This window comes from Streptomyces rimosus subsp. rimosus, assembly GCF_000720725.1.
Taxonomy (GTDB): Bacteria; Actinomycetota; Actinomycetes; order Streptomycetales; family Streptomycetaceae; genus Streptomyces; species Streptomyces rimosus_A.
The window spans coordinates 83421-104926 of the sequence record NZ_JOCQ01000008.1 but is presented as its reverse complement, the minus strand read 5'-3'; the positions used below and the strand labels follow the sequence as shown (position 1 = coordinate 104926).

21 protein-coding genes and 1 tRNA gene are annotated in these 21506 nt (G+C 70.9%); 17 read left to right on the top strand and 5 right to left on the bottom strand.

What is annotated here, in order from left to right; all coding sequences use genetic code 11:
• Positions 1 to 136 precede the first annotated feature (136 nt).
• A complete protein-coding gene (locus IH45_RS0106525; protein WP_030662775.1) occupies positions 137 to 1135 on the top strand; it encodes a Yip1 family protein in 999 nt (332 codons plus the stop codon).
• Positions 1136 to 1258: 123 nt separating this feature from the next.
• Here IH45_RS0106525 and IH45_RS0106520 read toward each other — a convergent pair whose 3' ends face one another.
• From IH45_RS0106520 to IH45_RS1000000149230, 4 genes are all read right to left on the bottom strand, one after another.
• On the bottom strand, positions 1259 to 2791 hold the full coding sequence (locus IH45_RS0106520) for a ricin-type beta-trefoil lectin domain protein (protein ID WP_030662773.1): 1533 nt from the start codon (positions 2789 to 2791) through the stop codon (positions 1259 to 1261).
• A gap of 166 nt (positions 2792 to 2957) precedes the next feature.
• The gene (locus IH45_RS0106515; RefSeq protein WP_030180867.1) at positions 2958 to 3455 is read right to left on the bottom strand and encodes a phosphoribosyltransferase; all 498 of its coding nucleotides are present in this window, start codon (positions 3453 to 3455) and stop codon (positions 2958 to 2960) included.
• Between the two features lie 16 nt (positions 3456 to 3471).
• Positions 3472 to 4047 carry a dCTP deaminase gene (gene dcd, locus IH45_RS0106510; RefSeq protein WP_030662770.1) on the bottom strand — a complete coding sequence of 192 codons (576 nt, stop codon included), beginning with the start codon at positions 4045 to 4047 and terminating at the stop codon, positions 3472 to 3474.
• Between the two features lie 253 nt (positions 4048 to 4300).
• Positions 4301 to 4459 (bottom strand): hypothetical protein, encoded by a 159-nt coding sequence (locus IH45_RS1000000149230; RefSeq protein WP_199810632.1) that lies wholly within the window; start codon positions 4457 to 4459, stop codon positions 4301 to 4303.
• Positions 4460 to 4683: 224 nt separating this feature from the next.
• Here IH45_RS1000000149230 and IH45_RS0106500 point away from each other — a divergent pair.
• Positions 4684 to 4757: transfer RNA gene (locus tag IH45_RS0106500), tRNA-Gly, on the top strand.
• 504 nt (positions 4758 to 5261) lie between these two features.
• On the opposite strand, the gene IH45_RS0106495 is transcribed toward IH45_RS0106500, so the two are convergent.
• Entirely contained in the window at positions 5262 to 6140 is an 879-nt protein-coding gene (locus IH45_RS0106495; RefSeq protein WP_267885129.1) for a LuxR C-terminal-related transcriptional regulator, read from the bottom strand.
• A gap of 46 nt (positions 6141 to 6186) precedes the next feature.
• Between IH45_RS0106495 and IH45_RS0106490 the strand changes: the two genes are divergently transcribed.
• The 15 genes from IH45_RS0106490 to rfbB all read left to right on the top strand — a co-directional run bounded on the left by IH45_RS0106490 (position 6187) and on the right by rfbB (position 21464).
• A complete protein-coding gene (locus tag IH45_RS0106490) occupies positions 6187 to 7167 on the top strand; it encodes an LLM class flavin-dependent oxidoreductase (protein WP_324607923.1) in 981 nt (326 codons plus the stop codon).
• A gap of 90 nt (positions 7168 to 7257) precedes the next feature.
• Complete coding sequence (gene mpaB, locus IH45_RS0106485) at positions 7258 to 8349, top strand: daptide biosynthesis RiPP recognition protein (RefSeq protein WP_063762950.1); 1092 nt, start codon at positions 7258 to 7260, stop codon at positions 8347 to 8349.
• A 5-nt stretch (positions 8350 to 8354) separates the two neighbouring features.
• A complete protein-coding gene (mpaM, locus tag IH45_RS0106480; protein ID WP_030662756.1) occupies positions 8355 to 9155 on the top strand; it encodes a daptide-type RiPP biosynthesis methyltransferase in 801 nt (266 codons plus the stop codon).
• Complete coding sequence (mpaD, locus tag IH45_RS0106475) at positions 9152 to 10453, top strand: daptide-type RiPP biosynthesis aminotransferase (RefSeq protein ID WP_050514585.1); 1302 nt, start codon at positions 9152 to 9154, stop codon at positions 10451 to 10453. The genes mpaM and mpaD overlap by 4 nt, the downstream gene beginning before the upstream one ends.
• Positions 10450 to 11649, top strand: a complete 1200-nt coding sequence (mpaC, locus tag IH45_RS0106470) for a daptide-type RiPP biosynthesis dehydogenase (protein WP_030662750.1) — start codon at positions 10450 to 10452, stop codon at positions 11647 to 11649. Before mpaD ends, mpaC begins: the two co-directional genes overlap by 4 nt.
• Before the next feature lie 89 nt (positions 11650 to 11738).
• Entirely contained in the window at positions 11739 to 11906 is a 168-nt protein-coding gene (locus tag IH45_RS1000000149225; RefSeq protein WP_199810631.1) for a daptide-type RiPP, read from the top strand.
• 105 nt (positions 11907 to 12011) lie between these two features.
• Positions 12012 to 12188, top strand: a complete 177-nt coding sequence (locus IH45_RS1000000149220) for a daptide-type RiPP (protein ID WP_199810630.1) — start codon at positions 12012 to 12014, stop codon at positions 12186 to 12188.
• 152 nt (positions 12189 to 12340) lie between these two features.
• Positions 12341 to 12535 carry a hypothetical protein gene (locus IH45_RS0106455; RefSeq protein WP_030662747.1) on the top strand — a complete coding sequence of 65 codons (195 nt, stop codon included), beginning with the start codon at positions 12341 to 12343 and terminating at the stop codon, positions 12533 to 12535.
• The gene (locus IH45_RS0106450; protein WP_032916889.1) at positions 12528 to 13262 is read left to right on the top strand and encodes an ABC transporter ATP-binding protein; all 735 of its coding nucleotides are present in this window, start codon (positions 12528 to 12530) and stop codon (positions 13260 to 13262) included. The genes IH45_RS0106455 and IH45_RS0106450 overlap by 8 nt, the downstream gene beginning before the upstream one ends.
• A complete protein-coding gene (locus IH45_RS0106445) occupies positions 13255 to 13998 on the top strand; it encodes an ABC transporter permease (protein ID WP_030662741.1) in 744 nt (247 codons plus the stop codon). The genes IH45_RS0106450 and IH45_RS0106445 overlap by 8 nt, the downstream gene beginning before the upstream one ends.
• 13 nt (positions 13999 to 14011) lie before the next feature.
• Positions 14012 to 15652, top strand: a complete 1641-nt coding sequence (gene mpaP, locus IH45_RS0106440) for a daptide biosynthesis intramembrane metalloprotease (RefSeq protein ID WP_030662738.1) — start codon at positions 14012 to 14014, stop codon at positions 15650 to 15652.
• 62 nt (positions 15653 to 15714) lie between these two features.
• Complete coding sequence (lanKC, locus tag IH45_RS0106435; protein ID WP_030662735.1) at positions 15715 to 18327, top strand: class III lanthionine synthetase LanKC; 2613 nt, start codon at positions 15715 to 15717, stop codon at positions 18325 to 18327.
• A gap of 3 nt (positions 18328 to 18330) precedes the next feature.
• Positions 18331 to 19416, top strand: coding sequence for a glycosyltransferase family 2 protein (locus IH45_RS0106430; RefSeq protein ID WP_050514584.1), 1086 nt, complete (start codon positions 18331 to 18333; stop codon positions 19414 to 19416).
• Positions 19413 to 20480, top strand: a complete 1068-nt coding sequence (locus IH45_RS0106425; RefSeq protein ID WP_030662729.1) for a glucose-1-phosphate thymidylyltransferase — start codon at positions 19413 to 19415, stop codon at positions 20478 to 20480. The genes IH45_RS0106430 and IH45_RS0106425 overlap by 4 nt, the downstream gene beginning before the upstream one ends.
• Positions 20481 to 20510: 30 nt before the next feature.
• Entirely contained in the window at positions 20511 to 21464 is a 954-nt protein-coding gene (gene rfbB / locus IH45_RS0106420; RefSeq protein WP_030662726.1) for a dTDP-glucose 4,6-dehydratase, read from the top strand.
• Positions 21465 to 21506 lie beyond the last annotated feature (42 nt).

The following is a 21506-nucleotide window of genomic DNA, read 5'->3' as shown; positions in this document are numbered from 1 at the left end:
TCCGCGTCCCGTCGGGGAAGCCGCCCCCACTCCCCTAGGGGATGTCACAGCTCGGCAGCAAAGCGGGCCGCTGCCCCGGGCCCGGCCCCCGGGCCTTCCGAGACCAGGTACGTTCGATGACGTGGCTGGATTCAGGATGGGTCGCGGACGGGACGCCCGGTCCGCGCAGCAGGGGCAGCAACAGGGGCAGCAGGCTCCGTACGGTCAGCAGGGACAGCCGTACGGGCAGCAGCCCCCGTCTCCGCACGGGCAGCAGTGGCAGCAGCAACCGCACCGGCCGCCGCAGCCCCCGCAGCCGTACGGCGGCCCGCAGCCAGGGCCGTACGGCGGTGACCGGCACGGCGAGCCCGAGTACTTCGGTGACGGCGGCTACCAGCCGCAGCAGCAGTCCTACGCCCCGTACACCAACGACAACACCCCGGGCCACACCCAGCAGTTCAGCGTCGGCGAGGCCCCGGACGCGTACGGCCCGCCTTCGGGGGGCCCTGCGAACGGCGGGTACGACAACGGCGGGTACGGCGGCCAGTACGGCGACGACGGCTACGGCGACGGCGGCACCTACCGCGCGGGCCAGACCACGGCCCCGCCGGCCGGCCCCCGGCTGCCCTGGAAGCAACTGCTGACCGGCCTGGTCACCCGGCCGGGACCGACCTTCTGGCAGATGCGCGACCACGCGGTCTGGGGCCCGGCCCTGATCGTCACGCTCGTCTACGGCCTGCTCGCGGTCTTCGGCTTCGACAAGGCCCGCGAGGACGTGCTGAACGCCACGCTCTCCAACAGCATCCCGTGGGTGCTCATCACCGCCGTGATGTTCGTGGTCGGCAGCCTGATCCTCGGCGCGGTCACCCACACCCTCGCCCGCCAGCTCGGCGGCGACGGCGCCTGGCAGCCGACCGTCGGCCTGTCCATGCTGATCATGTCGATCACGGACGCGCCGCGGCTGCTCTTCGCGATGTTCCTGGGCGGTGACAGCACGCTGGTGCAGGTCGTGGGCTGGGCCACCTGGCTGGCCGCGGGCGCGCTCTTCACCTCGATGGTGAGCAAGTCGCACGACCTCCCGTGGCCCAAGGCGCTGGGCGCCTCGGCGATCCAGCTGGTCGCGCTGCTGGCCCTGGTCAAGCTGGGCACGCTCTAGGTGTGCTCTTCTGACGGATCCGAAACGCCCTAGCCGTACATTGGCTCGTCCGGCCCGCAAAAGGCCCCGCTCCACCCGGAGCGGGGCCTTCCACGTACCAGCGGATCACTCACTGTCAGCGGCTCACACGAACCGCTGCGCCGCCGACCCGTCGCACTTCTGCAGCCGTACCGCGTCCTTGGCCGAGCCCAGCGTCAGGCACAGCCCCGGCGCGGCGGCCGGCCGGACCGAACCGCTGGCCGCGTCCTTCACGAACTGCTGGTTGGCCGCCCCGGAGCAGTTCCACAGCACCAGCCCGGCCCCGGCCTCGTACTTCGCGCCCGGCACGTCCAGGCACCGGTCCTGGGTCAGGCCCACGTGCGCGGAGCGGCGCTCCGCGTCGTACCACCAGTCCTGGTTCCGCTGTCCGTTGCAGTCCCAGCCGATGACGGCCGTACCGTTGCTGCTGCTCGCGCCCTTGGCGTCCACGCAGCTGCCGCTCCCCGCGTTCTTCAGCGGCTTGTACACGTCGTCCCAGGCCAGCGGGTAGAGCTTCGGCTGCCCGGTGCTCGCCGGGTCGGTGCAGGACGCCTCGCGCCGGTCGGACGCGTACAGCTGCGTCAGGCAGGAGGCGAAGGCGCCGTGGCCGCGCGCGTTCGGGTGGAAGGACTGCCGTACGGAATTGGAGTCCGGCGGGAAGGGGTTGGTGATGTCCACGTACAGGCCGCGGGCCCAGGTGTCCTCCATGCACACCTCATGGCCGTGGAAGAGCCGCGAGTTGTCGAGGTAGGTCGCGCCGGTGTCCGCGGCGGCCTTGCGCATGCCCTTCTCGAAGGCCGGTACGGCGGTGTTGCGGCCCCAGGCCGAGTCGGAGGTGTAGCCCGTGCACCCGCCCGGCAGCTTGCCCGGGAAGTTCGGGTTGTCCTCGATGTCCGGACCGATGGGGCTCGGGTAGCCCATCACGACCAGCTTGTAGTCGCCGTCCGCGTACCCCGCGTCGCGCATCACGGTCCGCAGGTCGCGCACGCTGCGCTCGACCTTGGGCACCAGCGCGTCGACCCGGCTCTGCCAGCCCGGCGCGTACTTCGGCTCACAGGTGCCCTGCAGGGTGAACCAGCGGGTGACGCAGTCCGTCATCACCGGCCCGAACTGCAGGTCGTCGTTGGCCCCGGCCACCAGCAGCACCATCTTCAGCCGGGTGTTGCGGGCCTTGATCGCCAGGTTGTCGCTCTGCACCAGCTCGTCGGCGTACTGCTTGGTCCCGCCGATGTTGATGTTGCCGGTGGCCGCACCGGAGCAGGCGACGTTGTACGTCACCTCCGCCGGTATGCCGGTGCGGTGGATGGCGGCCTCGGGCGAGCGGTGACACCAGTTGTCGGGCCCGTTCGTCCCCGGCTCGTACGTACCGACGCCCTCCCCCGCTATCTCACTGTCGCCCAGCGAGATCAACGAGGTCTTCCGCTGCCCGGCCGGCCGCTCGGCCGCGTCCCCGTACAGCTTGACGGCCTCGGCCGCCCGGATCTTCTCCAGCTCGGGCGGCAGCGGCTTGGCCGCCGTCGGGCCGGCCCCGGCGGCCACCGCCGTACCAGTACCCACCCCCGCGACCGTGCCCGCCCCGCCGAACCCCACCGCCAACGCCGCTGCGGCGGCCAACAGCCGCCCTGCTCTCGCACGCACCTTTGGGCCTCCCCTCCGGTCTGCTGTTTCCGCCGGTTTCTACTCGTAGGTAGTCACAGGTGGAACACCCGGAACGGGATTGGCCCGAATTCACCTTCCGCCCCGTAAACACGAAGGACCCACCGAGAACTCGGTGGGTCCGACGGGACCGGAAAGGCATGAGCCCTCAGGCGTCCAGGATCTGCCCCTCGCGCCGCACCACCGGCGGCTCGACGCTCCACGGGAAGTTGATCCACTCGTCCGTGCGCTTCCACACGTACTCGCACTTGACCAGCGAGTGCGACTTCTCATAGATCACCGCGCTGCGGACCTCGGCCACCGTCCCCAGGCAGAAGTCGTGCACCAGCTTCAGCGTCTTGCCGGTGTCCGCCACGTCGTCGGCGATCAGCACCTTCTTGTCCGAGAAGTCGATCGCGTTCGGCACCGGAGCCAGCATGACCGGCATCTCCAGGGTCGTACCGACCCCCGTGTAGAACTCCACGTTCACCAGGTGGATGTTCTTGCAGTCCAGCGCGTACGCCAGACCGCCCGCCACGAAGACGCCGCCGCGCGCGATCGACAGCACGATGTCGGGCTCGTACCCGTCGTCGGCGATCGTCTGCGCCAGCTCCCGGATCGCGCCACCGAAGCGCTCGTACGTCAGGTTCTCCCGCACACCACTCACTGGTTCTCTCGCACCCTCAGACCTGTGTCCGATGAAAATTCATGTACGACCGCGAGGGCGTCGGCCCCCGCTGGCCCTGATACCGCGAGCCGTACTTCTCGGAGCCGTACGGATGCTCGGCGGCCGACGACAGCCGGAACATGCACAGCTGCCCGATCTTCATACCGGGCCACAGCTTTATCGGCAGCGTCGCGACATTGCTCAGCTCCAGCGTGACATGCCCACTGAAACCGGGGTCGATGAACCCGGCCGTCGAGTGGGTCAGCAGCCCCAGCCGCCCCAGCGAGCTCTTCCCCTCCAGCCGCGACGCGATGTCGTCGGGCAGCGTGATGACCTCGTACGTCGAGGCGAGCACGAACTCACCGGGGTGCAGGATGAACGCCTCGTCCCCCTCCGGCACCACCTCGCGCGTCAGGTCCTGCTGCTCCACGGCGGGGTCGATGTGCGGGTACCGGTGATTCTCGAACACCCGGAAGTACCGGTCGAGGCGCACATCGATACTCGACGGCTGCACCATCGACTCGTCGTAGGGATCGATGCGGACCCGGCCCGCGTCGATCTCGGTCCGGATGTCCTTGTCTGAGAGAAGCACGCATCGAGGATACGCGCCCGGATCGCCCCGCTCCGCACACCACCGCCGCCCACGCGGACAGGGGTACGGCGAGGGCCCGGCCCCGCCTCCGGGACCGGGCCCTCGCCCGGAACTCTCACAGCCGGTCCGCCGGCTGCCGTCCGCTTCACATCTCCGCCGCCCGGTCCGTCCGGCCCGCCACACCACCGCTGCACGGCGTACGGCCGGGCCCCGACGGCCCCGGTCTCAGCGACTCACCGGCGACCTCGGCGCCTCAGCGCTTCTCGCCCGGCACCGGCACCGAATGCCGCAGCCGCGCGCAGCGCGGGCACCGCAGCAGCCGGCCGGGGCCGAGCCGGTCCGTGGTCTGCATGGGAAACGAAGCGGTGCTGAACACGTGCCCTTCGGCACAACGTACGACGGTGCGCTCCATCAAGTCCTTCTCCCAAGTGCGTGGACAACAAAAGCCACATTAGGGGATGAACTGGGCGCCACCACACGCGGCACTCCGCGCCCCCACCGTACGCCCCAACTCCCGCACCCCGGACCGCAACCCACCCCCCACACACGACCGGGCCCCACGGTCAACTGCACCGGGGGCCTGCGATGGGGTAGAGTGTGCGACGCTGCACCGTCCTTACCAGGTCGGCGCGTCAAGCGGGTGTAGTTTAATGGTAGAACATGAGCTTCCCAAGCTCAGAGCGCGGGTTCGATTCCCGTCACCCGCTCCATAACGAAGTCCCAGGTCAGTGGCCTGGGACTTGTTTGTTGCCTGGACCCATTCCAGACCGCGTACCCACCGGCGAATACGACCGGCTCAACCGCATGGCGCACCAGCGCCCCGATGCAGCCCTCACCGTCCTGCCCACCGAGACGGGCCCGAAGAATTCCGCGAACTTTTCGCTGCTCGGCGGAACACGAACTGATGCGGCGCCGACGCGCGGGTAACACGGGGAAAGGGCCGGACAAAGAGAAATTGGACAACAAAAGGCCGAGACAATGCGGTGGCTCGGCCCCCGCTGACCGTGAACGGCGGGCCGACAGCAAGGAAGCATTCCTCGCACTCGCCTGCTGTCTGACCGCCTATCGACAACTCAGGTCATTGCGTCAGCCGTTGCAAGGCTCGCCGTGGTTCAAAGAGGTGGTCGATGAGGTGGTCGAGAAGCATGCGGGCCCCCGGCCCGGCGGCCCCGCGCGGTGACGGTCCGGCCTCGCGCCGCGCCCGGCCGCTCGGCTCAGGCCGCGGCATCCATCATCAGGCTGGACCGCCAGGCGATCGCGGCGGCCCGTACCCGGTTGTCCACGCCGAGCTTGGAAAGGACGGCCCGTACATGGTCCTTGACGGTCTCCGCACTGATCACCAGGCGGACGGCGATCTCGCGGTTGTTCAGCCCTTCACTGATCAGGACGAGTACCTCTCGCTCGCGCTCGGAGAGGGAGTCCAGCCGTGCCAGCACCGCCGGGGGAAGGCCGGCCACCGGCCGCGGTTCCTCCGGGGCACGAGTGGACCGCAGGTATCCGTCGATGACGGTACCGGCCACCGAAGGGGAGAAGGCCCACCCCTTCCGCGCCACCTCGCGGACCCCCTGGGCAAGCTGCCTGGGGTTGCAGTCCCGCAGCAGATAGCCATTGGCTCCGGCGACCAGCGCACGCTCCACCTGGTCACCCTCGTCGTCCCCGGCGAGTACCAACACCCCGGGCGCGTCGGAGAGCCCACGCAACTGCCGGACGGCGCTGAAGCTTCCCTGCATCGCACGTGTACTGAACAGGACCACGTCGGGCCGCATCGAGCGGGCCAACTGCGGGGCCTGGAGGGTGCCGCCGTCCGCCACGACCTTCAGGCCGTCTTCCATATCCAACAAGATGCGCAGAGCAGCACGGGCGAGCCCTTCGTCATCTATTACGGCGACCTCTATCACGTGCGCGTACCCCCGCGTATGAGCCTTACTCACTTCATAGTACAGATACCGCACATAGGAGAACCCGACCACCCCAGCGCCCCCTGATGAGGGATAACCGTCATCATCCACCCCCCTGGTGGGCCGGATGACCTCCCCCTGATGGGCCGGTCGGCTGCGCTTTTCCCCCAATGTCAGGGGTAGGTGTACATCCATAAGCCTCATAGATTGGACATCGCGCTACTCAGCCGCATGCAACTCAGTGAAACGGGAAAAAGCCGTGACCGCGTACTCAGTTCTCCTGCCGTTTTTGCCACGACGGCCGGAACAAGTGCTGCCGTACGCCGCTTTGGTCCAATGGACCCGGGCGCAGCGGCTGTGGCAAGGCCAGGCCATGTTCGTCGAACCGCACCAGGGATTCGCCTATGCGGCCGGCGCCGGATTCCGTGTCCCTGTCGGGCTGGGCGTGACGTTGATGCCCCTGCGTCACCCGTACGAAGCGGCTCTGCAGGCCAGGTCGTTGGCCATGACGACCGGGCAGCCGGTCATCGCCGGTTTCGGCCCTGGTGCGAAGCAGTTCCAGCGCGGCCTGCTCGGCACCTCGTACGCGAGTCCGCTCACCGCCGTGCGGGAATACCTGACGGCGGTCCGCGGGCTGCTGGACGGTGGTGGACAGACCCTGACGAGGGGCGAGTACTTCGCCTGCGACGCGGAGTTGGCGGCTTTCCCGGCGCCGCGGGTGGACATCGGCCTCGGGGTGCTGCGCCCGGGTATGGCCCGCCTCGCCGGAGAGATCGCCGATGTGGCCATCACGTGGCTGACGCCGGCGTCATACCTGCGGAAGACCGTGGTGCCCGCGCTGCGGGAAGGGGCGGAGGCGGCCGGCCGGCCCGTACCGCGGCTGACCGCGATCGTGCCGCTGGCGCTGAGCCGAACCGGCCACACGGCCGCGGAGGTCGCGCTGGCCAGTAACGCCGCCCACATCCGGGCGCCGCACTACATCGACATGCTGCGCAGGTCGGGAGTGGACGTGGCCGGCGACGACCCGCTCACCAACGCCGCCGCACTGGTCGAGGGCGGCGCGTTCCTCAGCGGCGATCTCCCCGCCCTCGGCGAGCAGTTGGCGGCCTACCGGGACGCGGGCGTGGACGAGATCGTGCTGAACGTGACCGGGCTGTGCAACGTGAGCGGCCCGCAAGCGGCCATGGAAGAGCTCAAGACGCTGCTGGCCGAACTCGCCTGAGCCATGACGGCCAGGCACCTACACAGGACCGGCCACGCACCGGGTGCGACCACCGCGTCGGCCCCTACGTGGTGAAGAGGAAAAGAGATCATGGTTAACGGGATCAAAGGGCGGCTGACGGTCTGGGCCACGGGCCAGGGCCCGGTCGGCGACACCGGCACCGGGGAGCCCGGTTCCCCCACCGGGACCGCGCTGATGGTGCTGGAGAGCCCCGAGCACCTCGCTCAGATCATCGGCTCGGATCTCGTCAGCCCGCGCACCACCTTGTTCGTGCCCGGCCATGGGGGCAGCGCCGACGGCCCGCACATCGTCGGGTACGAAGGTTCGCTGAGCGAGCCCGGCACGGAGTTCTCGATGTCCTCCGGTACCGAGACTTTCTATCTCCAGCTGCAGAGTTACGGCATCAGCGAGTACATGTCCGTCATCGGTCCGACGCTGATCCGCATCGCCGACGCGGCGGACTTCGCCGCCTTCCTCGCCGACGCCGACCGGGCGCGCCTGGACGGGGTCTTCCCCGACTTCCTGGGCCACCCCGTCATCCAGCTCGCGGACCTCGCGGGGCTGGGCGCGGCCGTCACCGGCGACGGCCCCCGGCGACGGCTGTACGCGGGAGCGGATGGACGCCTCTCCCTCTCGCCCGGTGGACGTCGGCTGGGGTCCGTGGGCGATGACTGGGCCACGCTGCAAGCGGAGTGGTCCCGCGTCGCGGGGGCCGATGCGCACTCCGGCCCGGTGTGCCTGGGAGACGTGCTTCCCGAAGAGGCGCGTGTACCGGAACTGGCCTCGCGGCCCTGGCTCAGCCGGTACTTCGCGGCGCTCGACGGCATCCGCCGCCTCCGTGTCATGGGCCTGCCCACCCCCCGGGTGTCCGGATTCGGGGGCCGTCTGATGGCCGGGCTGCCGGATCCGTCCGCCACCACGCAGCCCTCGGACGCCATCGGCACCGACCTTCCCCTCCTGCTCTGGACCGACGAGGAGGCGTACCTCCACAGCGCGGTCACACACCGGACGTTCCGGGTGGGGCTCCCCGCCGCCGAGCTCGTCGAGGCGCTGCTGGCGTGCGGCTCGGTCGAGGCGGCTGCCTCCTTCGCCGACCGGGACGCGCTGCGGCAGGTCGCCACGCGCTTCGGCGCCGCGGACATGCGGCTGACCACGGCCGAGCCGGTTACGGCAGGTGCCTGAGTTCCATGAGTGAGCGAAGAATTCCGGGCCGGGCAGGCGAACTGCTGGCCCAACTCGGTGAACGCGCGGTACTGCACGACCTGTACGACGAGGTCGGCTCCGCCGTCTACCACGACATGGCCGGGCGTGATCAACACGAGGTGCGTGAGCTTCTGGGTCTCGTGCGCCGCACCCCGGGGCCCGTGCTGGATCTCGCCGCGGGCTCGGGCCGGCTCACCCTGCCGCTGCTGGCCATGGGCCGCGAGGTCACCGCGCTCGATCTCTCGCGGAGCATGCTCGCCCTGCTGCGGGAGCGGCTGGCCCAGGCTCCGGCGCCGCTGGCCGAGCGCTGCACGGTCGTCCAGGGCGACATGAGCGACTTCTCGTTGCACCGGCGGTTCCCCGTCATCGTGTTGGGCACCACGTCGGTCTCGCTTCTGGACCAGGCCGGCCGGGCCCGGCTCTTCGCGTCGGTCCGCGCCCACCTGGAGCCCGGCGGACGCTTCCTGCTGACCACGGTGGACGCGGACCCGGGCTACACGGGCCCACCCGAGATCGAGCAGACGTACACGACCAGCGGCGGCACGGACTACCGCATCTTCGACCACTGGGTGCCGGGGGACGCCGTACGGACCGTCACCATCTTCCCCGCCCACCCCGCCGACGGACCGACGGCCGTGTGCACCAGCAACGTCGGGGTCCTGCCCGTCGGCCAATTGCGGGACGAGCTGGCCCACGCGGGCTTCACGGTGCACAGCCAACAGCAGTTGCCCGCCGTCAGCCCGCGGTTGACCGATGTACTTCTGGAAACGGAGAGCTGCGCATGACGTCCGGGCTCAGACCGTTGTGGCCCGCGTTGCTCCCTGTCGAGCACCACGGTGATGACACGCTGTGCGCGGTATCCGCCCAGGGCGTACGGGTCCGCTTCGCCGACGGGCGCGAACTGCTCGACGGCTCCAGTGGGTTGTGGAACACCAACCTGGGCTACGGCAACCAGGCCGTCGCCCGGGCGGCGGCCGACGCCCTGCTGGACGCCTCGTACCTCAGCGTCTTCCGCTACGAGAACGCCTACGCCCGCCGCGCCGCGGCGGCGCTGATCGAGGCGTGCGGCCCCGGTCACTATGCACGCGTACTGTTCTCCACGTCCGGCGGGGCGGCCAACGACCTGGTCATGAAGGTCGCCCGGCACTACCACGCGCTGCGCGGCGAGCCCCGTCGCAAGATCGTCGTAGGGCTGCGGGCCAGCTACCACGGGCTGACCTTCGGCGGGTTCGCGCTGACCGGCGAGGACCTCGGACAGCAGGTGTACGGCGTCGACCAGCGGCTGGTCCGCCACGTCACCCCCAACGAACCGGCCGAGCTGGCGACGCTGCTGGCCAGGCAGGGCACGCAGACCGCTGCCGTCGTGGTCGAACCCGTACTGGGCACCGGAGCGGTGCCGCTCACCGAGGAGTACGTCGCCGAGCTCCTGCGGCTCCGCGATGCCCATGGCTTCCTGCTGGTGGCGGACGAGGTGGCGACCGGCTTCGGCCGTACCGGCGCGCTCTTCGCCTCGGAACGGTGGCCGGCCCCACCCGACCTTCTGATCTCCTCCAAGGGCCTGACCAACGGAACCAGCGCGGCGGCCGTGGTGGTCGCCTCGCGCGCGGTGGCCGCGGCCTTCGACGAGGTCGGCGCGGTGCTCAGCCATGGCGAGACGCAGGCAGGCACCCCCGTCACCTGCGCGGCCATCCTGGCGACCCTCTCGGAGATGCAGCGGCTGGACGCAGTGGCCCAGGGCCGGAGGCTGGCCGTGCGACTGGACGCGGAGCTGGACGAGCTGGTCGCCGGGCATCCCCTGGTGTCGCACACCCAAGGCGTGGGGCTCTTCCGGTCGGTCCGCCTGATCACGGCCGACGGCGCGCCGTTCCCGCAGGCCGAGGTCCCCGCGCTGGTCGGCGCGATCCGCGCGGCGGGCGCCATCGTGCACCCCGGCCTGAACGGCGTACAGCTCTTTCCCGCGCTCACGTACACCCCCGCCGAACTCTCCGAGCTGCTGGAGTGCGTACGGGCCGGACTGGACGCGTACACGGCGGGCGGTGGACCCGGCCGGGGACGCCGGCCTCACACCGAGGAACGCGGATGACCGCCGGCACCAAGGGCCCCACGCGGGTGCTGCACGGCCTCGGCCGGCTCTCGGACCTCCTGGCGGGCCGGCCCGGCCGGCGCGCCGGGCTGCTGGTGGACGAAGGCGTAGCCGGTTCCGAAACCGCCACGCGCGTACGCGACCGGCTCGACCGGGCCGGATTCCGCACCGAACCCACCGTTCTCGCCGGGCCGGGAGACCTGGACGCCGTCATGGAGTCGGCACGTCACCTGGCCGGCGCCGAGGTCGTGGTGGGCGTCGGCGGCGGATCACTGCTCGATCGCGTCAAGCTGGCCACGCTCCTGTGCTCGGCTCCGGACGTGGCGCAGCGGATCACGGTGCCGCAGCGCAGCGGGCTGGTCGTGCTGCCGCCCGGCCGCGCCCGCACGGTGCCACTGATCGCCGTGCCCACCACGGTGGGCACGGGGGCGGAGGTGAGCGCGGTCGTCTGTCTGGCGTCGGCGGACGGCAAACGGCTGGTGATGGGCGCGGGCCTGCGGCCCGAATGCGCTCTGCTGGACCCGGTGGCGACGCGGACCCTGCCGGGCGAGCTGGTCGCCGAAGGTGTCCTGGAGGCGCTGTTCCGGGTCGCCAGCCCCTACGTCGGCGACGACCGGGACCTGCCGACCGAGGACGCCCTGACGGAGACCGTCGCGGAACAACTGGTCCGCCTGGGCGACGCCGTACGCGACGACCGGCTGGCGGGACGCGCCATCGGGGACGAAGTACGCCTGGAAGCAGCGAAACTGAGCGGTCACACCCACGCGGAGTGGCTGCACTTCGGCCGGGACGCCTACGCCGTCAAAGGCTGGCTCATCGCCAACGAGCTGTCGACGACGGCGGGCGTGCGCAAGATGACCGCGGTGGCGGCGCTCCTGCCGCACTTGTGGCGGTCCATAGCCGAAGGTGACGCACGGTGGGGTTCCGCACGGCGTTTGCACCGCCTGTGGGGGCGGCTGCGCGGCATCGGCCCGCGGCCGTTGCCGGCTGATCCGGCACTCGGTATCGCCGCGCTCCTGGAGTCCTGGCGCATCGAGCGGCGTATCGGTCTCGGCGCGGAACACCTGGACGCCCTCGCCCGCCGCACGGTGCACGCCTGGGGCGCGGGGCTGCCCATGCTCGGCGGCCTGACGGAGGACGAGGTACGCGGCCTGTTGGCGAGGGCGTCCGGCACACCGGTCCCGGCGGACACCTGACCGGCAGCACACAAGACTTCCGCTCCCGCTCCCTCAGCGGGTGCGGATGCCAAGAGAAACATCTACGGAAAATGCGAAGGGGGAAAGTCATGCAGGAGAACGCCAACCACGAGCTGGAGCTCGGCATGCAGGAGCTGGAGGTCATGGAGGCCCCGGGCTTCTGGTCGACCGCCGCGGGCGTCGGGACGGGTATCACCGTCGTCAGCGCCGTGGGCTACAGCGCCGCGTGGGGTATTTCGGTTTCCGTCGCCACCTGATACGGCGCGCATCCGCATTCCCGATACCGCGCGCCCGTAGTACCGGCACAGCCAGGTGGGCGCGCACAGCCGCACCCGAATCATCACCCAAACAGGAGGTGTCACATGCAGGAGAAGAAGAGCCACGAGTCGACGCTGGAACTCGGCATGCAGGAGCTGGAGGCCATGGAGGCCCCGGACTTCTGGTCGGGCTTCAAGACCGGCGCCACGATCAGCGCCGCCAGCCTCGCGTCGTCCGTCGCGTACAGCGGCCTGACCGTCGCGGCCAGCATCGTTACCTGATCCGGCCGAAGGCCCGCTCAGCGCCCGCGCACTTCGGCCGATGCGTGGGTGATCCCTGAGCACGAGGTGCCGTGGTGGTAGCAGACGTGCCACCGCCATGGCACCCTCCCATGGCATTCCCTTCCCCCCCACAGCCCACAAAGGAGACCATCATGTCCAACGGTCAACAGCGGAAAGCGATACTGATCCCCGTCGTTGTCTCCGCGCCCGTCGTAGCGCTGCTCGCCATTGTCAATCTGACAATGTCCGGGGCCGCACAGGTCGGCCTCATGGTGGCTCTGTTCGCCGTTCTGCTGGTCTGCGTGGGATTCATTGTCGCGGGTATTGCACGGAGCCGTAATGAGTGACGAAGCAGTCATCAGCTTTCGCGGCGTCACCAAGACATTCGGTGCCACCACGGCCGTCGACGATCTCTCCTTCGACGTCAGGCCGGGGCGTGTGGTGGGTTTGCTCGGCCGCAACGGCGCCGGCAAGACGACGTCCTTGCGCATACTGCTGGGCCTGGCCCGGCCCACCGCCGGCCACGCCACCGTATTCGGCCGTGCCTACCAGGACCTGCCCGACGCAGCCCGCCGGGTCGGGGTCAGCATGGACGGGATCGGGGAGCTGCCGGGCACGACCGGCCGGAGCGCCCTGGCCACCTGGGCGAGGATGCTGGGCCTGCCGAAGGAGCGCGGGGACGCGGTCCTGGACCGGGTGGGCCTCGCCGACCGGGCGGACCGCAAGGTCAAGGCGTACTCGACCGGCATGCGGCAGCGGCTGTCCCTGGCCGTGGCCCTCCTCGCCGATCCCGAACTGCTCGTGCTCGACGAACCGGCCAACGGGCTCGACCCGGACGGCATCCGCTGGCTGCGCGACATGCTGCGCTCCCTCGCCGACGAGGGGCGCACCGTCCTGCTCTCCAGTCACCTTCTCGCCGAGGTCGAACAGACCGTGGACGACGTAGTGATCATGCAGCGGACGCTGCGCTACGCCGGTCCGCTCTCCGACCTCACATCAGCCGGCGCGGAGCGCCTGGAAGACCGCTTCTTCGCACTGGTGGGCGACGGAACAGAAGGAAAGACCCATGTCTAGTGTCATAGCCGGCGAGTGGCGGAAGGCGTGGACCGGCCGCGCCTGGTGGGTACCGGCCGCGATCGGCATCTTCATGTCGTTCCTGGCGAGCCTCGGCTACGCCACACAGGGCGACCAGGGCATCACCGAAGGGCAGACCACCGCCGCCACGGTGACCGACGACATCGTCCGGGCCTGGATGATGATGCTGCTGTTCTCCTCGCTCCTCGGCGCGATCCTCACCTCCCGCGAGTACGCCACCGGGACGATCACGCGGTCGGTGCTGCTGAGCGGCAGCCGCCGGCGGCTCTTCTCCGCCAAGCTCGTCGTGGCCACGGCCATGGGCGTGCTGTACGGCCTGCTCACCGTGGGACTCGCCGTCGCCTCCGGCTGGGGCATGATGGCGAGGTTCGGCCGCGAACCGGAGTGGACCCACGAGACCTGGCTGATCGTGCTCGGGGTCTTCCTGTGCACCGCGCTCTCCGCGCCGTGGGGCACCTTCCTCGGCTGGATCATCCGCAACCAGATCGGCGCGGTGGGCACCCTGATGGCGCTCACTCTCCTCCTCGACCCCGCCCTTCAGCGACTGTTCCCGGCAGGCGCCAAGTACCTGCTGACGATCGCCATGAGCTCGGTCTACCGCGACGGCAAGCCCGAGCTGCTGTCCGAGCCGGTCGCGCTGGTGGTCATAGCCGGCTGGCTGGCCGTTGCCTGGCTCGTCGCCCGCAAGCTGTTCACCTCCCGAGACGTGGCTTGAGGCGCGACCGGACATGGCCAGTAAGACGGCATCAGCCGAGTTGGACCCGGGCCTCCTGGCCCGCCCGCGCATCGCCGCCGATGTGGCGGTGCACGAGCCGGCCGAACCAGGGGCCCCCTGGGTGATCCAGCGTGGCAGCCACCGGTATTTCCGCGTCCAGGCCGACCTGGCCCGGCTCGTCCGGGCCGTCGACGGTTCCCGTGACCACGCCGGGCTGGCCGAGACGCTGGGCCCGCCATGGACCGAGCGGGATGTGGACACCGCGGTCCGCCGCCTGGCGGCGGGCGGCCTGTTGGACGACGGGGCCGAGCCCCGTCGGCGCAGCACATGGTTCCGCTTCGTACCTCCGCTGACCTTGCAGTTCACCCTCATGAAGCCGGAACGGCCCTTGACCCGGCTGGTGCCCGTCATCAGGGCGGTGGCCAACCGGGCCGGCGCCGTGACCGCGGCGGTGCTCGGGCTGGGCGGGCTGCTGGCCCTGGCTTTCCAGTCGTCCGCTGTGCTGGACGCCCTGGGCAGGCCGCTGCCCCCGATGGTCTATCTCGCCGTCCTGGCCGGAGTCCTGGCAACCACGGTGGTGCACGAGATGGGCCACGGCGCGGTGCTCACCTACTACGGCGGGCGTCCCAGCCGCATGGGGGTGATGCTCTTCTACCTGACGCCCGCGTTCTTCTGCGACGTCTCCGACGGCTGGCGGCTGCCGCATCGCGAGCAGCGGGTCAGGGTCGCGCTGGCGGGTGTGGTGACCCAGTGGGTCATCGCCGGGACGGCGGCGGTCTGCGCCCTGTTCCTGGACGCGTCGCTCACCACCGGGCTGCTCATCTTCGCGGTCGTCACCTACATATCCGGGCTCCTGAACCTGCTCCCCTTCGTCAAGCTCGACGGCTACCTCGCGCTGATGAGCCACCTGGACATCCCGCACCTGCGGGACCGTTCAATGACCGACGCCCGCCGTTTCCTGGCGAAGGCCCTCTTCGGCGGGCGGTTCGAACGGGAGCTGCCGCAGCTCTCCTGGGCGGTTCCCTACGGGCTGGCCTGTCTGGCCTTCCCGCTCTACCTGATCGGGACGGCGCTCAACCTCTGGGGCGACGCGCTCCAGGGCATGGGCGCGTTCGGGGCTTCCCTGGTGCTGTGCGGCATCGGCTGCCTCGTCTTCCACCTCGGGCGCGGCGGCGTCAGGCTGGCCCGCGAGGCACGGCGGGCCGGTGCCCGCCCATGGCGGATCGGTGCCGCGGCCCTGCTCATCGCCTCGGCCGCAGCCGCCGTGCTCGGCTCCGTCACGGTGCCCTGCACCATCAGCGGCAGCTATGCGCTGCACGACGGCGGGCGCGCCGAGCTGGTGCTGCCCCCTTCGGCCGACCGCTCCCTCGTCCGAGCGGGCTCCCCCGTCGAGCTGTTCCGGGCCGGGGTCACGATGCGCGAGCGAACCGGTTCCGCGGCCGTCCAGGCCCCGCGGGCCACGGAGACGCTGGCGCCCCTGTCCATGCTCCTGCCCGTACGCACCGACTCCTTCCCGATGCCCGTCATCAGCTATCCGCTGACCCTGCGAGCGGCGCCCCAGGACTCCCGCGGAGTGGCGCGGCTGGACGCCGGCGACCGGCCGCTGGGCGAGTGGCTGTACGTCAAGTACGTCGCTCCCGCCTTCCGCTGGTAGCCGCCGCGCGCGGGCGAGTTCGGCCACGGCCGACGACTCAACGAACAACGAGAGACCAACTCATGGACTTGCGGTACCTGGACTACTGCCCCAAAGGCAGCCCTTTCTACGACCTCCCCACGGACCGCCCGGAGGCCGCGGACTTCGCGGCCGTGGGCGCGCCCCTTCCTGCCGGGTGGACCCGTACCGCCGGGCCCGAATGGGTGTCCCTCTTTCCCCGGGCCGCCGACCTCCCGGGCCAGGGCTGGAAGATCCATGTCTCGGCCACGCCGGACAACGCCGGGAACGTCCTCGATGCCGTCCAGCGGTACTGCACACAGCGCACCATCCCCTACAAGTTCCTTCGTGGCCTCGATGTGCTGCGTCGGCGCAACGGCAAGTACGGAGACCGCGGCTCCAGCGGCAAGTTCATCACCATCTACCCGCACAACGAGGGCCTGTTGGCGACGGTCCTGCACGAACTGGGCGATGTGCTGGACGGCGAGCCCGGCCCGTACATCCTCAGTGATCTGCGCTGGCGACAGGGCCCGCTGTATGTGCGCTACGGCGGGTTCACCGCCCGTACAGGCCGCAACGAGGCGGGCGAGGAGGTCTACTGCATCGAGGACCCGGACGGCCGGCTGGTGCCCGACGTGCGCGGTCCCGGGTTCCGGCCGCCGCAGTGGGTCGAACTGCCGGAGTGCCTCGCCGAGGCACTCGCGGCGCGCAACGCGGGCACGTTGAAGGACTTCCCCTTCCGTGCCGCCAAGGCGCTGCACTTCTCCAACGGCGGGGGCGTCTACCAGGCGACGGACACCCGCAGCGGCACCGATGTCCTGCTCAAGGAGGCCCGTCCGCTGGCCGGAATCGACGACACCGGTGCCGACGCGGTCGCCCGGCTGCAAAGGGAGCACTGGGCCCTGCGCCGGCTCTCCGGCCTGGACTGCGTCCCCGAGCTGATCGAGTACCGCGGCGGTCACGAACACTACTTCCTCGCCCGGGAGTTCATCCACGGGGTTTCCCTCAGCAAGGAGCTCTACCGGCGGAACCCGCTGGTGAACTCCGACCTGCCCGCGGACCGGCCCGGCGAGTACGCCGCGTGGGCACTGGCGGTCCTGGACCAGATCGAGAGCGGGCTCGACGCCCTGCACGAGCGGGGCGTGGTCTTCGGCGACCTCCACCCGAACAACGTCCTCATCCGTCCCGACGGCACGGTTTCCTTCATCGACTTCGAGGCGAGCAGCGAACCCGGCGAGACCGCCGGGCAAGCATTCGCCGCCCCGGGATTCCTGGCGCCGGACGGCTACACGGGCGTCTCGGTCGACCGGTACGCGCTGGGCTGTCTGCGGCTCGCGGTCTTCGTCCCCATGACGGTCGTGATGTCCTGGGCCCCGGAGAAGGTCCGTCAGCTGATCGAACTGGTCGAAGAGCGCTTCCCCGTACCGGCGGACTTCGCCGCTCAGGTCCGGCGCGATCTGGGCCCGCTGCCCGGCCGGGGCACCGGGGCACCGGCTCCCGCCCCCTCCGGCTCCGGCCGCGCCGTCCCCCGGCCGGCCACCGGGCGCGCCCCTCACGCCGAGCCCCTTTGGCCACGGCCGGAACCGGCCGACTGGCCCTGCCTGCGTACGAAGCTCGCCGAAGGCATCCTGTCCACCGCCACCCCGGACCGCGGCGACCGCCTCTACCCGGGCGACATCGAGCAGTTCTGCACGCCCTCGGGCGGTCTGGGCTTCGCGTACGGCGCCGCCGGCGTGCTGTGGACGCTCGCCGAAGTGGGCGCGTCCGTACCCGAGGAGCATGTCGACTGGCTGGCCGATGCCGGCAGCCGGCTGGCCGACGCCCGGCCGGGCTTCTACGACGGCCTCGGCGGTATCGCCTTCGCGCTGGACCGCCTCGGCCGCGCCGGTCAGGCGCGTGAGCTGCTCGGCCGGGCTGCCGCGGCGCCCTGGCCCGACCGGCAGGAGGACCTGCTCGGCGGCCTCGCGGGCACCGGTCTCACCCTCCTGCACTTCGCTCGGCGGACGGGCGAGACGGCGCTCGTGGAACAAGCCGTCCGCCTTGCCGGGGAACTGACGGACCGGTCCTCCCGGGGAACCGCGGGTGCGGCGGGCCGACGGGCTCCCGGGCTGCTGCGCGGAGCGGCGGGCGGCGCGCTGTTCCTCCTACGGCTGTACGAGGAGACGGGGGAGACCACGTTCCTGCACCACGCGGTGGAGGCGCTCCGTGCCGACCTGAGCAGCATCGGCTGGTTCCCGGGGCCCGGCGCGGCCAAGGGGACGCCGTGGCGGACACCGCTGATCGCCTTCGGCAGCGGCGGTCTCGGCATGGTCCTCCACGACGTGCTCCAGCACTGCGAGGACCCCGATCTGGCCTCCGCTCGCGACGCGTTCCGGCAGGCTGCCAGGCAGCAGTTCCTGATGCACGCCGGCCTGTTCCACGGCCGGGCGGGTGTGCTGCTGGCGCTGCACCACCTGCGCGACGACGCGGCGGACGAGCACGCCGTGCGTGAGCACCTGGCCCACATGGGCCTGCACGCCGTCCCGCACGGGCGCCGGCTGCTGTTCCTCGGGGACCACAACCTGCGCCTCTCCACGGACCTGGCCACGGGCACGGCGGGCGTGCTGCTGGCTCTGGAGGCCGTGCTGGGGACCGGCGGGGCCGGGCTCCCCTTCTTCGGCCGGCGGACGGAGGGCTGAGCGTTGCGACCTACGAGCACGCCGCGTTTCTCGGTGATCTGCCCCACCTACAACCGGTCCCGGCTGATCGCGCAGACCCTGGACTCGGTCCGCGCCCAGTCCGTCACCGACTGGGAGCTCCTGGTCGTCTCGGACGGCTGCACCGATGACACTGAGGACTGGGTCCGTGCGGCGGCCGGCCAGGACCCGCGCATCCGGCTGATACGTACCGAGCGGCACGGGCACCCCAGCGGGCCGCGCAACCGCGGGCTCGCCGAGTCCCGGGGAGAGTTCATCGCCTATCTGGACCACGACGACGTATGGCGCGAGGACCACTTGAGCGCGCTCACCACGGCCTTCGGGAGCGGCGCCGATGTGGTGGCGACCGGATTCGAGCTACGGGACCGGGAGGGCCGGGTCACCTCCGCGTCGCGGCCCCTGGAGATGTGCTGGCACCCGGAGATCCAGGCGCTGGGCGCGGTCTTCGAACCTTCGCGGGTGGCGCACCGCCGCGGCTGCGCGGAGCGCGTCGGCGGCTGGCGCGCCGGGGACGGGATGGAGGACTGGGACCTGTGGCTGCGCCTGGCCGACGCGGGGGCGCGCTTCGCCACGGTCCTGGACCGTACGGCCGGCCTGCTGGACTCCGTCGGCACCCGCCGGCACCACATCGCCGGCCGGCACCACCTGCGCGTCGCCGCCTTCGACGACGTACGACACGCACACGCCGTCCTGAGTGAGCTGCGCTCCGGGCGCCACACGAGCGCGCTCCGGGCGGCTTGCGCCCGGGACACCCTGGCCTGGCTGCGGCGCCTGGCCGCGTCGCGGGAATTCGTCAGACCCCTGGGCTGGCACGGTGATGTGGAGGCGGAGCTGGCGGAGGGCTGGGGCGAAGCCGACGGATCATGGTCGGACCTGGTCCTCGTCCAGCGCGCGGGCCGCTTCGTGCTGGGGCTGCCGCTGGCCTGCGCCACCGCCGGGCACGCCGAGCGCATCACGGCCATGGTCCGGCGCCTCCAGCCGGCCCAGTGGGCGCTGCTCGACGAGATCATCGCCGCATGCGGGGCGCCGGGGGCCGCTGCGTACGTCCCCGCGGGGAGCGGGCCGGCATGAAGGCACTCGTCCTGGCCGGCGGGACCGGCAGCCGACTGCGGCCGATCACCCACACTGCTGCGAAGCAACTGGTTCCGGTCGCCAACAAGCCGGTGCTCTTCTACGGCATCGAAGCGCTGGTCGCGGCCGGCATCACCGAGATCGGGGTGGTGGTCGGGGACACCGCGCAGGAGATCCGGGCGGCCCTCGGCGACGGCGCCCGGTTCGGTGCCCAGGTCACGTACCTGCGGCAGGAGCGGCCGCTGGGTCTGGCACACGCCGTCCACGTGGCACGGAACTGGCTGGGCGACGAGGACTTCGTGATGTATCTCGGGGACAACTTCGTCGTCGGCGGTATCACCGGCGTCGTCCGGAGGTTCCGCGCCACCCGGTCCGGGACACGGCTGCTGGTCACCAAGGTGCCGGACCCCTCGGCGTTCGGCGTCGCCGAGGTCACGTCCGAGGGGCGGGTGGTCCGGCTGGAGGAGAAGCCGGCCCGGCCGCGCAGCGACCTGGCGGTCGTCGGGGTCTACCTCTTCACCAGCGCGGTGCACCGGGCCGTCGACGCCATCGAGCCCTCGGCGCGCGGCGAGCTGGAGATCACCGACGCCATCCAGTGGCTGATCGACTCGGGGCACGACGTGTCCGCCGAGACCATCGGCGGCTACTGGAAGGACACCGGCGATGTCGCCGACCTGCTGGAGGTCAACCAGCGCGTGCTGGCAGACCTCGAACCCGCCGTCCTGGGATCCGTGGACAGCGCCAGCGTGCTGCTCGGACCGGTGCGGATCGAACCGGGGGCCGAGGTCGTGCGCTCGCGCATCGTGGGCCCGGCCGTCATCGGAGCGCACACCACGGTGCGCGACTCCCGCATCGGCCCCGCCACCTCCGTCGCCGAGGGCTGTGCCATCAGCGGAAGCGACGTGGAGTTCTCCATCGTCCTGCGTGACGCGCGGATCACCGGCGTCGGCCGCATCGAGGGCTCCCTCATCGGCCGTGCCGTGCAGATCACCGGCGCGGCCGGCACGCCGCAAGCACACCAGCTCGTCCTGGGTGACCACAGCCGCATCCGGCTCGCATCCTGAGTTCCCGAGAGAAAGACCGCCTGCCCCATCATGAAGACCCTCGTCACCGGAGGAGCCGGCTTCATCGGTTCCCACTTCGTCCGTTCCCTCCTGGCCGACGGCTCGGAGCAGGAGGCGGTCACCGTCCTGGACGCCCTGACCTACGCGGGCAACCTCGCCAATCTCCGGTCCGTCCAGGGCGATCCGCGGCTGCGCTTCGTCCGGGGCGACATTCTGGACGGTGAGCGGGTCGCCGAGTTGGTGGCCGGACACGACGCGGTGGTGCACCTCGCCGCCGAGTCGCACGTGGACCGCTCCATCGCCGACGGCGCCAGGTTTTCCTCCACCAACGTGCTCGGCACCCAGACGCTGCTGGAAGCTGCCGTCCGGGCCGGCGGAGTGACCGTGGTCCATGTCTCCACCGACGAGGTGTACGGCTCCGTACCCGTGGGCTCGTGGACCGAGGAGCAGCCGCTCGCGCCCAGCTCCCCCTACGCGGCGGCCAAGGCGGGCTCCGACCTGTTGGCCCTCGCCTACCACCGCACCCACGGCCTCGATGTGCGGATCACCCGCTGCTCCAACAATTACGGGCCCCACCAGTTCCCCGAGAAGATCATCCCCTTGTTCATCACCCGCCTCCTGCAAGGGCGCAAGGTGCCGCTGTACGGCGATGGCAGCCAGGTACGCGACTGGCTGCACGTGGCGGACCACTGCCGCGCCATCCGGCTCGTCCTCGAAGGGGGCCGGGCCGGCGAGGTCTACAACGTGGGCGGCGGCACCGAGCTGACCAACAAGCACCTCACCGACCGCCTCCTGGACGCCTGCGGCGCGGACTGGGACAGCGTCGAGCACGTGGCGGACCGCAAGGGACACGACCAGCGCTACTCGGTGGACTGGTCCAAGATCCGCGACGAGCTCGGCTACGAGCCGCGCCACACCTTCGACACGGGACTGGCGGACACCGTGGCCTGGTACCGGCAACACCGCGACTGGTGGAGCCGCTGACAGCCACACCGCTTCGGCGAGCGGTCGTGCTCACGGCCCTCG

Bases quoted from the DNA above. Each gene is read 5' to 3' on its own strand.
- IH45_RS0106525 (WP_030662775.1), top strand. From the start codon at position 137: ATGGGTCGCGGACGGGACGCCCGGTCCGCGCAGCAGGGGCAGCAACAG.
- IH45_RS1000000149230 (WP_199810632.1), bottom strand. From the start codon at position 4,459: ATGGAGCGCACCGTCGTACGTTGTGCCGAAGGGCACGTGTTCAGCACC.
- IH45_RS0106495 (WP_267885129.1), bottom strand. From the start codon at position 6,140: ATGGATGTACACCTACCCCTGACATTGGGGGAAAAGCGCAGCCGACCG.
- mpaB (WP_063762950.1), top strand. From the start codon at position 7,258: ATGGTTAACGGGATCAAAGGGCGGCTGACGGTCTGGGCCACGGGCCAG.
- mpaM (WP_030662756.1), top strand. From the start codon at position 8,355: ATGAGTGAGCGAAGAATTCCGGGCCGGGCAGGCGAACTGCTGGCCCAA.
- mpaD (WP_050514585.1), top strand. From the start codon at position 9,152: ATGACGTCCGGGCTCAGACCGTTGTGGCCCGCGTTGCTCCCTGTCGAG.
- mpaC (WP_030662750.1), top strand. From the start codon at position 10,450: ATGACCGCCGGCACCAAGGGCCCCACGCGGGTGCTGCACGGCCTCGGC.
- IH45_RS1000000149225 (WP_199810631.1), top strand. From the start codon at position 11,739: ATGCAGGAGAACGCCAACCACGAGCTGGAGCTCGGCATGCAGGAGCTG.
- IH45_RS1000000149220 (WP_199810630.1), top strand. From the start codon at position 12,012: ATGCAGGAGAAGAAGAGCCACGAGTCGACGCTGGAACTCGGCATGCAG.
- IH45_RS0106455 (WP_030662747.1), top strand. From the start codon at position 12,341: ATGTCCAACGGTCAACAGCGGAAAGCGATACTGATCCCCGTCGTTGTC.
- IH45_RS0106450 (WP_032916889.1), top strand. From the start codon at position 12,528: ATGAGTGACGAAGCAGTCATCAGCTTTCGCGGCGTCACCAAGACATTC.
- IH45_RS0106445 (WP_030662741.1), top strand. From the start codon at position 13,255: ATGTCTAGTGTCATAGCCGGCGAGTGGCGGAAGGCGTGGACCGGCCGC.
- mpaP (WP_030662738.1), top strand. From the start codon at position 14,012: ATGGCCAGTAAGACGGCATCAGCCGAGTTGGACCCGGGCCTCCTGGCC.
- lanKC (WP_030662735.1), top strand. From the start codon at position 15,715: ATGGACTTGCGGTACCTGGACTACTGCCCCAAAGGCAGCCCTTTCTAC.
- IH45_RS0106425 (WP_030662729.1), top strand. From the start codon at position 19,413: ATGAAGGCACTCGTCCTGGCCGGCGGGACCGGCAGCCGACTGCGGCCG.
- rfbB (WP_030662726.1), top strand. From the start codon at position 20,511: ATGAAGACCCTCGTCACCGGAGGAGCCGGCTTCATCGGTTCCCACTTC.